At 42.1% G+C, this 15,290-nt stretch carries 13 protein-coding genes; 4 read left to right on the top strand and 9 right to left on the bottom strand.

The annotated features are described in order from the left end of the window. Positions 1–2 precede the first annotated feature (2 nt). The 8 genes from QUE46_RS01220 to QUE46_RS01185 all read right to left on the bottom strand — a co-directional run bounded on the left by QUE46_RS01220 (position 3) and on the right by QUE46_RS01185 (position 10,237). Positions 3–350 carry a DUF3802 family protein gene (locus QUE46_RS01220; RefSeq protein WP_286245882.1) on the bottom strand — a complete coding sequence of 116 codons (348 nt, stop codon included), beginning with the start codon at positions 348–350 and terminating at the stop codon, positions 3–5. Between the two features lie 140 nt (positions 351–490). Beyond that, positions 491–1,960: a succinylglutamate-semialdehyde dehydrogenase gene (gene astD / locus QUE46_RS01215; RefSeq protein ID WP_286245881.1), complete on the bottom strand. Its 1,470-nt coding sequence runs from the start codon at positions 1,958–1,960 to the stop codon at positions 491–493. A 16-nt stretch (positions 1,961–1,976) separates the two neighbouring features. After that, positions 1,977–2,993: an arginine N-succinyltransferase gene (gene astA / locus QUE46_RS01210; protein WP_286245880.1), complete on the bottom strand. Its 1,017-nt coding sequence runs from the start codon at positions 2,991–2,993 to the stop codon at positions 1,977–1,979. An 84-nt stretch (positions 2,994–3,077) separates the two neighbouring features. Beyond that, complete coding sequence (locus tag QUE46_RS01205) at positions 3,078–4,283, bottom strand: aspartate aminotransferase family protein (protein WP_286245879.1); 1,206 nt, start codon at positions 4,281–4,283, stop codon at positions 3,078–3,080. A 444-nt stretch (positions 4,284–4,727) separates the two neighbouring features. After that, positions 4,728–5,888 (bottom strand): HDOD domain-containing protein, encoded by a 1,161-nt coding sequence (locus tag QUE46_RS01200; RefSeq protein WP_286245878.1) that lies wholly within the window; start codon positions 5,886–5,888, stop codon positions 4,728–4,730. Positions 5,889–5,934: 46 nt separating this feature from the next. Next, the gene (locus QUE46_RS01195; protein WP_286245877.1) at positions 5,935–6,516 is read right to left on the bottom strand and encodes an aminodeoxychorismate/anthranilate synthase component II; all 582 of its coding nucleotides are present in this window, start codon (positions 6,514–6,516) and stop codon (positions 5,935–5,937) included. Positions 6,517–6,644: 128 nt separating this feature from the next. Continuing rightward, positions 6,645–8,918, bottom strand: a complete 2,274-nt coding sequence (locus QUE46_RS01190) for a bifunctional diguanylate cyclase/phosphodiesterase (protein WP_286245876.1) — start codon at positions 8,916–8,918, stop codon at positions 6,645–6,647. A 329-nt stretch (positions 8,919–9,247) separates the two neighbouring features. Then, the gene (locus QUE46_RS01185) at positions 9,248–10,237 is read right to left on the bottom strand and encodes a zinc-dependent alcohol dehydrogenase family protein (RefSeq protein WP_286245875.1); all 990 of its coding nucleotides are present in this window, start codon (positions 10,235–10,237) and stop codon (positions 9,248–9,250) included. A 299-nt stretch (positions 10,238–10,536) separates the two neighbouring features. Between QUE46_RS01185 and QUE46_RS01180 the strand changes: the two genes are divergently transcribed. Next, on the top strand, positions 10,537–10,776 hold the full coding sequence (locus QUE46_RS01180; protein WP_138541493.1) for a YdcH family protein: 240 nt from the start codon (positions 10,537–10,539) through the stop codon (positions 10,774–10,776). A 144-nt stretch (positions 10,777–10,920) separates the two neighbouring features. On the opposite strand, the gene QUE46_RS01175 is transcribed toward QUE46_RS01180, so the two are convergent. Continuing rightward, a complete protein-coding gene (locus QUE46_RS01175; RefSeq protein WP_286245874.1) occupies positions 10,921–11,748 on the bottom strand; it encodes an SDR family NAD(P)-dependent oxidoreductase in 828 nt (275 codons plus the stop codon). Positions 11,749–12,054: 306 nt separating this feature from the next. On the opposite strand from QUE46_RS01175, the gene galE reads away from it, so the two are divergent. The 3 genes from galE to galK are packed head-to-tail and all read left to right on the top strand — an operon-like array spanning position 12,055 to position 15,272. Next, on the top strand, positions 12,055–13,068 hold the full coding sequence (galE, locus tag QUE46_RS01170) for a UDP-glucose 4-epimerase GalE (RefSeq protein WP_286245873.1): 1,014 nt from the start codon (positions 12,055–12,057) through the stop codon (positions 13,066–13,068). A gap of 1 nt (position 13,069) precedes the next feature. Further along, positions 13,070–14,134, top strand: coding sequence for a UDP-glucose--hexose-1-phosphate uridylyltransferase (locus tag QUE46_RS01165; RefSeq protein WP_286245872.1), 1,065 nt, complete (start codon positions 13,070–13,072; stop codon positions 14,132–14,134). Continuing rightward, positions 14,124–15,272, top strand: coding sequence for a galactokinase (gene galK / locus QUE46_RS01160; protein ID WP_286245871.1), 1,149 nt, complete (start codon positions 14,124–14,126; stop codon positions 15,270–15,272). The genes QUE46_RS01165 and galK overlap by 11 nt, the downstream gene beginning before the upstream one ends. The last annotated feature ends 18 nt before the right edge of the window (positions 15,273–15,290 follow it).

The following is a 15,290-nucleotide window of genomic DNA, read 5'->3' as shown; positions in this document are numbered from 1 at the left end:
CGTTAAGAGGTTTGTGTTACCGCATTATCAAATAGGTTTTTAATAAGCCCAGCAAACTCATCTATAAATGCGTGTTGTTCAACCGTAACGGGTTGTGAGGTAATGCTGCTTAGTACTTCTTGTAAGTCGTAAACAATACCGTCTACCTCGCGCACTATTTGGCTACGTTGTTCGGTATTAAGGTTGGTATGCTGCTCACAAATTAACATCACATTTTGCGCTATTACGTCTTCTATGAGTTCCATAACGGTTGGCGCACCGGGTTTGATTTCACCTGGCTTCTCAAATAACGCTAAATTTTGAGTTAGATACATGATCAGGTCATCGTACCCTTGCCTGTCTAAAACCATTGTGATTTTCACCTTTGAATAACTAATTGCATAGATTTAAGCAGAAAGTGCTGCTAATTACTAGCTTTGCGCGATACCAATACAAAAAAAGCAGCCTAAGCTGCTTTTCTCATTCTTTATAACTATAAATAGAATAGTAATTAATCTATTTTTAAGCCTGGGCTTAGTGTTGCTGGCATCGTTACTTTTTCAAGTTCTACCGATGCTACAGGGTATGCACAGTAGTCGGCTGCGTAATACGCGCTTGCTCTGTGATTTCCTGATGCGCCAATACCACCAAATGGGGCTGCACTTGATGCGCCTGTAATTGGTCGGTTCCAGTTAACAATACCGGCACGAATACGGCGTAAAAAGTGATTGTAGTCGGCTTCGCTGTCGCTTAATAAACCTGCTGATAAACCAAAGCTGGTATCGTTTGCTTTATCAATTGCGTGGTCAAAGTCATCAAAGCGGAACACTTTTAATAACGGGCCAAAGTGCTCTTCATCTGGGAAGTCGCTAATTGCTGAACACTCAATAATACCCGGTGTTACAAAACCAGTATTGGCTGTGTGCTCAAGCTCTACTAGCACTTCACCGCCTAGTTCAACAAGCTCGTTTTGTGCTTTTACCATGCCGGCTGCAGCCGCAGATGAGATCATAGAGCCCATAAATGGCTGATCTTCATCATCGTAGTTGCCTACTTTAATCGCTTTAGTAGCCGTGATAAGGCTTGCTAAAATGTCATCGCCTTGCTGACCTTTAGGTAAAAATACTTTACGTGCACACGTACAACGCTGGCCGCTTGAAATAAACGCCGATTGAATAATATCGTGTACAGCGGCTTTAGTATCAGCCACATCTTTAATAATAAGTGGGTTATTACCACCCATTTCAAGCGCTAATATTTTACCTGGTTGACCCGCAAACTGCTCATGCAAAATATGACCAGTACGCGAAGAACCGGTAAAGAATAATCCATCAATGCCTTTATGAGCAGCAAGGGCTTTACCCGTTTCTACTTCACCTTGAACAAGGTTAATTACACCTGCAGGTAGACCAGCTTTTTCCCATAGTTTAAGCGTAAGCTCTGCCACCATTGGCGTAAGCTCAGATGGCTTAAATACCACAGTGTTACCGGCTAAAAGCGCTGGCACAATGTGGCCATTTGGTAAGTGCCCAGGGAAGTTATATGGGCCAAATACGGCAACTACACCATGTGGTTTATGGCGGATCATCGCACGCCCTACTGGCATAGCGTTTTCAACGTCGCCGGTGCGCTCTAAAAATGCTTTTTCTGAAATGGCAATCTTACCTACCATAGCACCTGCTTCTGTTCGCGTTTCCCACAGTGGCTTACCGGTTTCTTGGGCAATCGCAACAGCAAGCTCTTCGCTGTGCTCTTTAAGTGTTGCGGCAAAGGTTTTAACTATTTCTAAGCGCTCATTAAAGCTTTTATCTGCCCAGCTGTAAAATGCTTCGCGCGCCGAATTTACCGCGCTATCTACTTGCTCTGCAGTAGCGGAAGATGCCTGCCAAATAACGTCGTTATTTGCAGGGTTTACTGAGTTAAATGCGTTGCCTTGGCCTTGTGACCACTGACCATTAATAAATTGTGCAGGATGAGTCATTATACTTTCTCCTTAATTAAACTGGGGTTGCGCTTACGGTATCGCCCGATTGAAGCTGTAGGGCATCGGCTATTTGTTGCGATAAAACAAGAGAGTTTGCACGCTCATCAAAGCTAAGCGCTGCAACGGTTGCACGATAATCTTCTAACTTGCCGTTAGCAAGCAGTACCATGGTATCGCCCGATACTTCGCCTATTTCTACGGTAAAGTCTTTCGCATTACGAATAGTGGCGATGTTATCTACTTTTGCTTCTACTGTTGGGCCCGCATCAAAAATATCGACGTAGCCATTGAAGGTAAATCCTTCATTTTTTAATAGCTCAATCGCTGGGCGCGTGTTGTCGTGTACTTTACCAATCACCGCTTGCGCATCTTTGCTTAGCAAGTTTACGTAAATTGGGTATTTTGGCATTAGCTCAGCAATAAACACTTTTTGGCCTATACCTGTTAGGTAATCAGCGGTAGGAAAGTCCATTGAGAAAAAGTGCTCTTCTAGCCACTGCCAAAACGGGCTGCTGCCGTTTTTGTCAGACACGCCGCGCATTTCTGCTATTACTGTTTGTGCAAAACGCTGCTCATGTTGTTTTATAAACATAAAGCGCGCTTTTGAAAGCAGTTTACCGTTACAGTTTTTACGATAGCCATCTTTCAAAAATAAGGTACATAGTTCTGTTGCACCGGTGTAGTCATTACATAGAGTTAAAATATCAACCGCTTTGTATACATCTAGTGTACGTGATGAATGAATCACTTTGCTTAAGTGGTAATGATAAAATGCATCATCAAGCCCTACAGCAGCCTCAATAGCTGAAGTACCGACTACTTCACCGGTTTCGGTATCTTCAAGAACAAACAGGTAGCCTTCGTCACCAGGTTGTGACGTTTGTTTAGCAAATGAGCTTACAGAATGGTCAATTTTCTTTTGCAGTAACTCTTCGTTTAACGGCAAAGATGTAAAACCATGGCCCGATTCGTGGGCAATTTTTAATAACGCTGCGTAATCATTTTGCTGGATTGGGCGAAGGATCATCATGAGTCCGCTTGCTCCCTTATCAATAACGGTAAATAGAATATGCAGGGCAAGCAGGCTTGCCCTTAATAAGGTGGTTTAACGCGCTTAAGCGTTTACTACGCTTGCTACTGCTTTTTCAAAACGCGCCATACCTTCGCGAATATCTGCTTCGGTGATCACTAACGATGGCGTAAAGCGTACTACATCAGCACCCGCTACAAGCGACATAAGCCCTTGCTCGGTAGCTGCTACTAAAAACTCTTTAGCACGGCCTTTGTATTGCTCGTTAACGGCTGCACCAATTAATAAACCTTGCCCACGAATTTCGCTAAACACGTTGTATTTTTCGTTTACCGCTGCAAGTAGCTCGTTAAATAAAGCGGCTTTTTCTTTTACGCCCGCCAGTACTTTAGGGGTATTTACAGTATCAAATGCGGCTTCAGCTACTGCACACGCCAGTGGGTTACCACCGTAAGTAGAACCGTGAGTACCTACTTTTAAGTGCTGTGCAATCTCAGTTGTAGTTAGCATAGCGCCAATTGGGAAACCGCCGCCAAGTGCTTTAGCTGATGTTAAAATATCAGGCACTACGTTTAAACCTTGGTATGCGTATAGCTCACCAGTACGGCCTACACCTGTTTGTACTTCATCAAAAATAAGCAGTGCATTGTGTTTAGTACATAACTCGCGCACGCCTTGTGCAAATTCGTCAGTTGGCGAAATAATACCGCCTTCGCCTTGCAGTGGCTCCATCATTACAGCACATGTTTTGTCGCTAATTAGCGCTTCAAATGCTGCTAGGTCATTGTAATCACAATGTACTATGTCGCCTGGCTTAGGACCAAAACCATCTGAGTATGCAGCTTGACCGCCTACGGTTACGGTAAAAAACGTACGACCGTGAAAGCCTTTGTTAAATGAGATAATTTGTGATTTTTCTGCGCCAAATTTATCAAGTGCAAAACGACGTGCTAATTTAAGCGCGGCTTCGTTTGCTTCTGCGCCTGAGTTTGCAAAGTACACTTTTTCAGCAAAGGTCGCATCTACCATTTTTTTAGCTAAACGCAGCGCAGGCTCGTTAGTCATTACGTTTGATAGGTGCCAAATTTTTTCGCCTTGCTCTTTTAATGCACCTACTAATGCAGGGTGGCAATGGCCAAGACAGTTAACAGCAATACCACCGGCAAAGTCGATAAATTCTTTACCTTGTTGATCCCATACGCGAGAGCCTTCGCCTCGAACAGGAATTACGCTTGAAGGTGCGTAGTTAGGAACCATTACGTGATCAAATAATTCGCGATTGACTGTCATTTTTTTTCCTCTTAATTGTGAGCAACACAAAACATCAAAATAGGTGTTTGGTTATAAATGTAACCAAGATATTTACGCACTAAATAGCAAAAGATTGAGCGTAAAACTGCCTTGTGGTTCAATTTTCAGGCGCTCATTATTTCAGATATTTGTGATGCTGTCTCGTTAAAAACTTTCATGCAGGCCTTTAAAATAAAGGCCTTGGGATATTATTTCATAGATAGTGAATAACTATCTGCATAGATAATTAATAGCTTTTTTTGCAGCTTTAGCGCCTACGCACTGAGCCGCGCCTTACAATACGAGCTTAAAGTAAGGTGCGCCAAAGAAGATGTTAATGAATGAATAGTCGCAAAAAAATTAACAAAAAATTCAATAGTTAATGAAAATTTACCGCCACCAGCCAAAAATTACCGGTATAAGGTCCAAAAAATAAACGGCTTTTTAGTCAATTTGAATAGCGAGGTTGGTAAAATTACTTGTTTCGAGGGTTTTCAGCTCATTTTTAGTGAAGCCGTGATACGAAAACCACGCCTCTACTTCATCTTGTTCAATAAGTTGATGTTGTTTTAGGTTTAAATACTGCGAATAGCATCGTGCTTTAAGCATGACTTCACTCATTGGGAAAACATCATTACTTCGCTCAATACCATGAACAAGTTGCGCCATAACGTGATTAAACGGTAAGTACTGAAACGCCATTTTACGGATGACTTTAGCACTAAGCTCAAGCGACTTATTACTCAACAATGTGGTTAAAAATAAAGGATCGGGCTTTAACTCCATCAAGGCTGTGTGTAAATCTTTTTGCTGTGCCTCGCGCGCTATTTGCACTTTGCGTTGCCATACCTGCTCAAATGTTTTTAAGTACAAACGCACTAAGGCTATACGCCCTACATCTATAAGCATACCAAGCGTAAAGGCATGTATAGGGTTTACATCGTTAAGCTCTGCAATTTTTTGTGCAGCAATGGCATTGGCCATGGCGGCATCGCGTAAGCGGCGCTTTAATAGTGGAAATGGCTCTGTGCTGTGTGGCATCCAATGACGCACAGCAAAAGTAGGAATAACCAACTGCAAGTTATCAAGGCCAATGTAGCGCAGCGCAAGTGCAGGGCTGTCTACTTTAACCGAGGTACTTTTACTGCGCTGCTTTCGATAATAAGGCAAGTTTACCAACGAGACTAATTCACGGCCAAGCCAACTTGAGTCATTTACCAATGGCTCTAAACGCCCAACAGATACCGACTTTACCGCTAGTATATCTAGCATAGTCGCCACGTTATCTTCTATACCTATGGTGTTTTGAATAACACTGTCCATATCTTCTAATTGCTTAAATATGGCTGTTTCTATTACTTTATGGAGCTGCTTACTCGCTTGTGCTCGGTACTTATGATGCGCGGTGCTATTTTGTTGGCGTTTATGCTGTGCGGCAACTTCAACTTCTAATAAAGTGCGCTGCTTCATAGGTTTACCATAATCAATGTCTAATGTATGAATAAAGCCTATTTGTTGATGTGCAAAACTATGCCCAAGCAGCAAGTCGTGAGCACGCTGGTCAAGCATTGAGGCTATTCGCTTTTGCGAGGCAAGTTCAGTCATAAAGTCCATTCAGTATAAGTGTTACCATTCGGTGGTTACTGTAAGGTTAGAAGCGAGACAAAAAGTTAGCAAGCAATTCGAGCCCTTGAGTTGTTAAAATAGCCTCGGGATGAAATTGCACGCCTTCGAGTGCAAGCTCTGTGTGAAGTAGCCCCATAATTTCATCAAACTCACCTTGCTCGGTTTGACTCCACGCGGTAATGGTTAATTCACTCGGTAAACTGTGCTTTTCGACCACCAGCGAGTGATAGCGACACACAGTAAGGGGGTTTTCTAAACCGCTAAACACCCCTTTATTATTGTGAATAATAGGCGAGGTTTTACCATGCATAACTTGCTTTGCACGAATAACCTTACCCCCTAGCGCTTGCGCTATAGTTTGATGCCCTAAGCAAATACCCAAAATAGGGTAAATACCTTTTAGCTGCTCAACGACATTGAGTGACACACCCGCCTCGTTTGGCGTACAAGGGCCTGGCGATATAACAATATGCTTAGGGTTTAGTTGCTTAATTTGCGCAACCGATATTTCGTCATTACGCTTTACCAAAACTTCTTGGTCTAAGCGCTGAAAATATTGTACTAGGTTATAAGTAAACGAATCGTAGTTGTCGATCATCAACAGCATTACACAACGACCTTATTTCAAATGGAGTGCTCTTTGCTCACATGTTTGGCTTGTATAATGAGCAGTAGAAGCATTTATAATGCCTATTCTATCACTAATAATTCCCCAACATACATGAGCAAAACGCCTTAAAAGCTAATGCCTTTAGCTAAAAAAGCCTCAAACTCATCGGCAGGTATTGGCCGACTTAATAAGTACCCTTGAATTAGGTCGCAGTTATACTCTGTTAACTTTTCAAGTTGGGCGTGCTCCTCTACGCCTTCGGCAATAATATCGAGCCCTAAGTTTTTAGCTAATTGGCAAATACTCAGCACAAGAGCTTGGTCGCGTTTATCGTTTGCCATATTGCGCACAAACGACTGATCTATTTTTAATTTATTAACCGGAAAACGCTGTAAGTAGCCAAGTGATGAATAGCCTGTACCAAAATCATCTATTGATAAACTAATACCCAGTGCGCTGAGCGCTTGCAGTACCGAAATACCAAACTCTTCATCGTCCATAATGGCGGTTTCGGTAATTTCTAGCTCTATTAAATGCGCGGGCACGTTAAAATGAATGAGTCTTTGTTTTATACTTTGTACAAAGTTTTGCTGCGTAAATTGCCTAGCCGATATATTAATGGCTAGGCGTATGTTTAAGTTTTGTTGATGCCATTTTTTAGCTTGGGCAAAGGCACTATCGAGTATCCATTCGCCTAATGGCAATATAAACCCACTGTGCTCGGCAATAGGAATAAACTGCGCCGGAGAAACAAACTTCCCGTCATCAAACCACCTAATTAAGCACTCGCAACTGTTTATAGTTTGCGATTTAAGGTGCATTTTAGGTTGAAAATAAAGCTCAAACTGTTGTTTTTCAATGGCAGTATCAAGGCGCCGTGCAATATGCAATTGCTGTGCATGTTTAGCGCCGCTCTCAGTATTAAAATGAGCATAGGGAATATTACGTTTTACCGCTTCTTCTAAAGCAATATTGGCGTGCAGTAGAAGCGCTTTATAGTTATTGCTGGTTGGGTAGCGTGTGACACCGCAATTAAAGCTCATGCGCATTTCACCGTACGGTGTGCTAATAGCTTGGCTTAAGCGGCTTTGCACCCCTTTGAGCAAATCATCTAGGGTTGTAGAGCAATCTTGCTCAGTATAAATAACCACAAAGTTAGCATCGGCAATATGATAAAAGGTCAGTTTGTTTTTACTTTTAACCTGCTGCGAAAACTTATTAGCGCTACGCGATAAGTGCATTGCAAAGGCATTTATACACTCATTAGCACCCGATAAACCATATTGCTCAAGCAATAGCTTAAAGTGGCTCACATCAATCAGCATTAAACTAAACGGCTGCTCAAGTGAAATTAGCTCATTGGTGTATGTTTCTAAATTGGCCTGGTTAGGCAACTTTGAATATGGGTGATGAAAGGCTAAATACTCTAATGAGCGCTCTGCCTCAAATTGCTCTGTTACATCGCGTATATGTATATCAAAGGCATCTATTTCTTGCAGCCAATGAACTTGGTAAGTGAGGTAATGGTTATCTAGTTGTGTATAAAAACGCTCAACGTGATTGGCCGACTGCTTAGTTTGTATTAGCTGCTGCTTTATATTGGGGCTTAATAATGCAATAGGCGTAGTATTTTTATCACTTACATACGCTTTATGCATAGTAATGGCTGCAGGGTTACAGTAATTAAGATCAAGGTTGGCACTTAAACTGACAATTGGGTTAGGGTTACGGGTTGGAAATAGCGCCAAACGTTCGTTACGGGCACTAAGCTTTATAAATTTAGAGGCGTAACGGCCTGTATAAATACTTACCAGCACTAAGGCAAAGGTAAATAGAAATACCGTTTGCACTGTGCTATGCAGATTACTCTCTGTGTTTTTGTAGCCGCTATCAACCGCCTTTGAAATGACAGTTTCAGCATTGCCTAGTTGGCCCATCATTTGCGCTTGTAACGCGGTGAGTTGCTCAAGCTGCTCTCTTGCTAAATCCCAACTGGTACGGGAGCTTGATAAGTTTTCGTGTAATTTAAGTGCTAAGTCTAAACCACGTTTAAGCTCATCACTTAAGCTGCTTTCTAGCGCTAATGTGCTGTGGTTTTGATCTAGGTTTTTTATCAACGCAAGTATATGTACATGGTTTTCTAAAAAGTCGATTAAATAAAGTTCACGCTTATTAGTTGCGTAATACTCATATAATAAGCGCTCTTGTTTTACTAGATAGGTTTCGATTAATCGAATATCGCGCAGCGCCGGAAGTTGTTGTTCCATTAAGGTCGATGAGGTGCGTTTAATGGTTTCTGCCTGATAATAAACCATCGCAGATAGGACACAGCCTACCAGTACAGTACCTATATAAAACTGCTTAGCTTTACTGGCAAATTTATTAGTGAATATTTTCATATAAACGCTTACTCTGACCCTAAAATATTAACAACTCATTTTAAAACGTAATTATATACGATTAATAAAAGTACCATTGTTTATATTTAGTTATAAAAAGGGTGTGCAAACGTTAATCAGGCGGGCATAAAAAGAAAGGGCCGGCGAGGCTGCCGGCCTTAATGATACCAATCCGCAATAATACTTAATCATTTTTAGGGGCTAAACGTGTCGCTATCTGCGTTAAAAAATTCTCATTTAGAACAACTAAATAGCGAATTTCTTGCCTTGCTATCAACACGCTTTTCCATCCTCAAAATAGATCACTTAATTATGCGGATTGGTATAATTTATTGTACAGAAATAACAACTTTACCCATGGCTTGACCACTTGCTAAGCGGTCATGCGCTTTAGCTGCGTCTTCTAAACTAAAGTTTTGCTCATCAAGTACTGGGCGCATGCCGCCTGCTTCAACAATTTGTGCAAGCTGTGCTAGTTTGTCGCCATGGTCTTGACGGTTAAAGTCGTGGATCATTGGAATAAGCATAAAGATTACATTTAACGATAACCCTTTAAAGTGTACTGGGCTTAAATCTACTTCTAATAAAGAAAGCGTTGTAGATACCTGAGCATTTAATTTTGCTGCAGCAAATGAGTTAGTCAGGTTACCGCCGCCTACCGTGTCAAATACCATGTCAAAACCAACGTTGCTTGTGTGTTTTTCAACATATTGCTCTACGGTTTCGTCTTTAAAGTTTATGCCTGTAGCGCCAAAGCTTTCTATTAGGGCTAATTGCTCTGCGTTACCGCCCGTTGAGTAAACATCTGCGCCAAAATGCTTAGCTAGTTGTACTGCTAAATGGCCTACGCCACCGGCACCGCCGTGCACTAATACTTTTTGCCCTGCACTTACACTTGCACGTGTTAAACCTTCAAGTGCTGTAATACCTACAAGTGGAATAGCAGCTGCTTCTTTCATGCTTAGGTTTTTAGGTTTGTGAGCGATTAAGCGCTTATCAGCAAGAATAAACTCAGCAAGTGCACCTGGTAAATCGCCTAGGCCACCAGCACAACCATATACTTCATCACCTACTGCAAAATCTGTTACGCCTTCGCCTACAGCTTCAACGGTGCCTGCAAAGTCCATCCCTAAAATGCCCGGTAGTTTTGGAGCAAAGGGTAAGTCTGCACCCATTTGACGAATCATCATATCGATTGTATTTACGCTTGTTGCGGCAATACGAACTAATACATTACCTGCTGTTACTTGTGGTTTTGCAACCTCAGCTGCTACAAACTCTTCAGTGCCACCAAAATTATTAATTGTCATTGCTTTCATGGGTATTGCCTCTGTTATCTGTTGATAAGTAATTATGTAATGAAGCTTCATTGTAGACACACCCTTTAAAAATGATAATAAGGCTAATCACACAATCAGTTTCAAAAAAATATTTATAATAGAGTTTAAAAATTCCCCATCCCTGTTTAAAAGTAGGCATTAAACAAAGCCCTACCCTGTCGCGGCGCTATATCAATTTAAAATAGCTATGGTTGATTTATGATTGTGTAAACCCCAGAGTAATAGATGAAAAGGTAGTAATTCACTTAAATAACTCATTTTCCTACTAAGGAGCGAATATGTTAGGCGAAGACCACTCACTTACCAATGACTTTCCACAGTACCTAAATACCATTGCAGAGCTAAATAAAAGCGATACAGAATTTGCCAAAAAGGCAGATAAGTACGACAAGCTAGATAAAGAAATACGCACTTTAGAGCTTAAAGATGCGCCCATTAGCGATGAGCAAATGAATCAACTAAAGCATGAGCGTTCAGAATTAAAAGATTGGTTGTACGAGCGTTTACAACAAGAGTAATGCTGCACACAAAAAAAAGAGTTCACCGTTAGGTGAACTCTTTGACGATCAACAAAAGGTAAAACATTTAAAGCACATATCGGCTTTATAAAAACGACTAGGCCTTATAAGGCATGAGTAAAATCTTTTCGCGTTAATTTACTACTAGCTATCGGCATTTAGTTGAGCAAGCAAGCTATCTAACGTATCAACTAACTGCTGATTTTTAGCGGGGTTGAGCGCATCAGGATGTGGCGGGGCAAAGCGCTCTGCATCGTTATCGAAATAAAGGCCAGTGGCATCTTTAAATTCGTCACTTAGTGCGGCACGGCAAAAAATATCGGCACCTAGTTTTAAGTCGCCACCAGCAAGCCCGTAGGCATCTTTTACCATTTTACTACCTAGTAACGACTTAGGGTTTACCGCAACGACTAACGGCCCGTTACCTTTAAGTGCTAAACCTAAGTGACGCGACCACATAGTAATAGCCAATTTGCTTTGCGCGTAGGCTGCGCTATCTGATAGTGGCTTTTTACCCACCAACGAGTCAAAATTAACGCTGGTTTGTGCAGCCGATGACACGTTAACCACACGTGATTGCGTGTTCATTACAGGCAATAACGCTTTAGTAAGTAAATAAGGCGCTAACGTATTAACAGCAAAACGTGCATCTAGCCCATCGACAGTAGTGATATTTGCCAATTTATAAACACCGGCGTTATTAATAAGTACATCTAATGTTTTGCCGCTTTGCTGTAAGTCAGCTAATACTGTGTGCGCAAATGTTTGCACCTGCGCCATAGCACTTAAGTCGGCTACATAGGTTGCTGTATTTGCTTGAGGGTATTGCTCGTTTAAAGCCCCTTGCACATTGTTTAGCTTATCTTGATTACGCCCGTGTAATAATACAGTATGCCCTTGCGCTAACAACATTTTAGCGGTCTCTAGGCCAATACCGTCGGTGGCACCGGTTAATAAAATTGTTTTTTTCATGTTGAACGTTCCTTTTTATATTAAGACTTTGGCCACTGCATTAACGACAAATTACACACGCATTAGCTCACTGCTATTTATTAATAGTACCACCACTTTTAGCGACTAATAATTAGTGGCTCAGTAGAATCAGTTTATAGAATTAATTGATAAACCTATGCACCCTTATATAAGTAGATATAGCCATGCACCTTTGCTTGGGTGAATTTTAAGCTTTTATTTGAAATAACGGGCAATCATAACTATTGTTTTTAAATTACCTTAATAGTAGTATTTATCATATAAATACACTTTTCGAGAAAACACATGAAAGTTTTAGTTACAGGCGGTATGGGTTATATTGGTAGCCACACATGTATTGCCCTTCACGAGGCAGGCATTACCCCAGTTATTTACGACAACTTATCTAACGCAAGCCCCCGTGTGCTTGATCAACTCGAAAAAATTACCGGCACCCGTTTTGAGTTTATTTTAGGTGATATTCAAGACGAGCAGCAGTTTAAACTTGCGCTTAAACACAGCAAGGCAGAGGCTGTATTTCACTTTGCAGCGCTTAAAGCAGTAGGTGAATCAACCGAGCAACCACTGCGTTATTACCAAAACAATGTGTCGGGCACGTTAAGCATGCTACAAAACATGCAAGAGGTAGGCGTTAATCATATTATATTTAGCTCATCGGCAACCGTTTACGGCGAGCCAGACTACCTCCCTATTGATGAAAAACACCCTATACGCGCGACCAACCCTTATGGTTGGACCAAAGTTATGGTTGAACAAGCCATGCAAGACGTATGTAATGCCAACAGCCAATTTATGGGCATTGCTCTTCGCTACTTTAACCCAGTAGGTGCTCACCCAAGCGGCTTATTAGGCGAAAGCCCAAATGGTATCCCAAATAACTTAATGCCATTTATTGCTCAAACTGCGGTAGGTAAACGCGAAGTGGTTAATATTTTTGGTGATGACTACGACACCAAAGATGGCACAGGCGTGCGCGACTACATTCACGTTTTAGATTTAGCGAAAGGCCATGTAGCGGCCTTTATGCAACATAAAACAGATACCGCCTTTCATGCTTATAACCTAGGCACAGGCCAAGGTTATTCAGTGCTTGATATGATCAACGCATTTAGCGCATCAGCCAATAAAGATATTCCGTATAAAAGTGCACCGCGCCGAGCAGGCGATATTGCCTGTAATTATGCCGATGCCACAAAAGCGCAAACCACCCTTAACTGGCACGCAGAACTAACACTTAGCGACATGACCAACGATACATGGCGCTGGCAAACTAATTACCCAAGTGGGTTGGAGAGTTAACATGGCTTTATTAGAAAGTACTCACAGACGTAAAAACCCGCTAACGGGGCGTTGGGTATTAGTATCACCGCATCGTAATAACCGCCCGTGGTTAGGCGCAACAGAAGCAGTAAACGAAAGCGTACTACCCAAGCACGATGAAAGCTGCCCACTTTGCCCAGGTAACACCCGTGCAAATGGCGACAGCAATCCAGATTACAAATATACCCATGTATTTAAAAATGACTTTGGCGCACTGACACCTAATGAGAGCGAGCAATCGCAAAGCTTAGAGTCAGACAGCGATTTATTTATTGCTGATGAAGCAAGCGGCGAATGCCGTGTGATTTGTTTTTCGCCAGAGCATAACAAAACATTACCCGAGCTTGAGCACGATGCTCTGCACGAAGTAGTAAAAACCTGGAAAGACAACTACACAGAACTTGCTCAGCACTACGAGTGTGTTCAGGTATTTGAAAATAAAGGCGAGATCATGGGTTGCTCGCAACCTCATCCACATGGCCAAGTATGGGCTCACTCGCACTTATCAACCGAAATAGAAGCCGAAGATACGCAGCAGCTTGCCTATTTTAAAAAGCATGGCAGCGCGATGCTTGCCGATTACGTGCAAAAAGAGCAAGCAGATAAAACCCGCGTCGTATTTGAAAACGAACATTGGCTTGTTGTAGTGCCATTTTGGGCAGCATGGCCGTTTGAAACACTACTTGTAACTAAAGATAACATTCAAAATTTTAGCCAGCTAAACGATGCGCAAACAGACGCTTTAGCACAAGCACTAAAAGTATTAACGACTAAATACGACAACGTATTTAATTGTAGCTTCCCGTATTCTATGGGGTGGCACAATGCACCCGCAAATCGTGGTTCAGATGAGCAACATTGGCGCTTACATGCTCATTTTTATCCGCCGCTACTTCGCTCGGCTACTGTGAAAAAACACATGGTTGGCTACGAAATGCTAGGCGAAAGCCAGCGCGATTTAAGCGCAGAAACAGCTGCCTCTATTTTACAAGCAGCCAGTACCACACACTATAAAAAAACAGCAGGACACACAGATGACGCTTAACGATTTTCAACAACAATTTTTATCACTGTACGGTGCGCCTGCTCAAGGTATTGCTGCAGCACCTGGGCGTGTAAACCTCATTGGCGAATTTACCGATTACAATGACGGCTTTGTATTTCCGTGCTCGTTAGAGTTTCGTACTCAAGTTATGTTTAAAGAGCGCGACGACAACATCATTACCGTGCATTCGTTAAATTACCCAGGCGAAAAAGACAGCTTTAGTGTTGATGAAGACATCAGTGAAGGACAGTCGCAATGGGGCAACTATATTCGTGCCGTGGCATTTGTATTAAAGCGTGCAGGCCATACTTTACGCGGCGCCGATTTACTGATTGATAGTAACTTACCGCAAGGCAGTGGCTTATCGTCATCAGCTGCGCTGGAAGTTGCTGTTGGTGGTATGTTTAACCATATTGCACAACTTGGTTTAAGCGAAGAAAAAATTGCATTACTAGGCCAAGAAGCCGAAAACGACTTTATGCATTGCCAATCGGGCATTATGGATCAGCTTATTTCGGCAAAAGGCGAAAACGGCCATGCTCTTTTAATTGACTGTGAAAACCTAGCCACTGAGTCTGTAAAAGTACCGGATGATTTAAACATTGTTATTGTTAACTCTAACTACCCACGTAAGTTAGTAGATAGCGAATACAACCAACGTCGTGTTGACTGTGAGCAAGCAGCTGCAAAAATGAACGTAGCCACGCTTCGTAAAGCAACCATGGCTACGCTTGAAGCAACAAAAGACGTACTCAGCGAAAACGAATACAAACGTGCACACCACGTAATTAGCGAAAACGAGCGTGTAATTGCAGCAACTAAAGCGCTGCAAAATAACGACATTGATACGCTACGTGAGCTAATGGCTGCATCGCACCAGTCGCTTAAGCATTACTTTGAAGTAACCGTACCCGCGACCGATGGCCTAGTAGAAATTTGTAAAGAAGCCATGGGAGAACGTGGTGCAGTACGTATGACCGGTGGCGGCTTTGGCGGTGCGATTGTGTGTTTATGCCGTGATGCAGAAGTACCCCTTATTAAAGCCGCAGTAGAGCAACACTACTTTGAACGCTTTAATTTAAATGCCGACATTTACGTATGCTCCGCAGGTTCAGGGTTACAAATTACGTCTTTTTAAACATCGTTAAGGAATAAG

This window comes from Pseudoalteromonas sp. MM1 (assembly GCF_030296835.1).
Classification (GTDB): Bacteria; Pseudomonadota; Gammaproteobacteria; order Enterobacterales; family Alteromonadaceae; genus Pseudoalteromonas.
The sequence above is the reverse complement of the archived record's forward strand: the minus strand, read 5'-3'. Positions and strand labels throughout refer to the sequence as shown.

Coding starts and splice junctions, on each gene's coding strand:
- QUE46_RS01195 (WP_286245877.1), bottom strand. CDS start 6,516: ATGCTGTTGATGATCGACAACTACGATTCGTTTACTTATAACCTAGTA.
- galK (WP_286245871.1), top strand. CDS start 14,124: ATGACGCTTAACGATTTTCAACAACAATTTTTATCACTGTACGGTGCG.
- QUE46_RS01185 (WP_286245875.1), bottom strand. CDS start 10,237: ATGAAAGCAATGACAATTAATAATTTTGGTGGCACTGAAGAGTTTGTA.
- QUE46_RS01175 (WP_286245874.1), bottom strand. CDS start 11,748: ATGAAAAAAACAATTTTATTAACCGGTGCCACCGACGGTATTGGCCTA.
- QUE46_RS01180 (WP_138541493.1), top strand. CDS start 10,537: ATGTTAGGCGAAGACCACTCACTTACCAATGACTTTCCACAGTACCTA.
- QUE46_RS01190 (WP_286245876.1), bottom strand. CDS start 8,918: ATGAAAATATTCACTAATAAATTTGCCAGTAAAGCTAAGCAGTTTTAT.
- QUE46_RS01205 (WP_286245879.1), bottom strand. CDS start 4,283: ATGACAGTCAATCGCGAATTATTTGATCACGTAATGGTTCCTAACTAC.
- QUE46_RS01200 (WP_286245878.1), bottom strand. CDS start 5,888: ATGACTGAACTTGCCTCGCAAAAGCGAATAGCCTCAATGCTTGACCAG.
- astD (WP_286245881.1), bottom strand. CDS start 1,960: ATGACTCATCCTGCACAATTTATTAATGGTCAGTGGTCACAAGGCCAA.
- QUE46_RS01220 (WP_286245882.1), bottom strand. CDS start 350: ATGGTTTTAGACAGGCAAGGGTACGATGACCTGATCATGTATCTAACT.
- astA (WP_286245880.1), bottom strand. CDS start 2,993: ATGATGATCCTTCGCCCAATCCAGCAAAATGATTACGCAGCGTTATTA.
- QUE46_RS01165 (WP_286245872.1), top strand. CDS start 13,070: ATGGCTTTATTAGAAAGTACTCACAGACGTAAAAACCCGCTAACGGGG.
- galE (WP_286245873.1), top strand. CDS start 12,055: ATGAAAGTTTTAGTTACAGGCGGTATGGGTTATATTGGTAGCCACACA.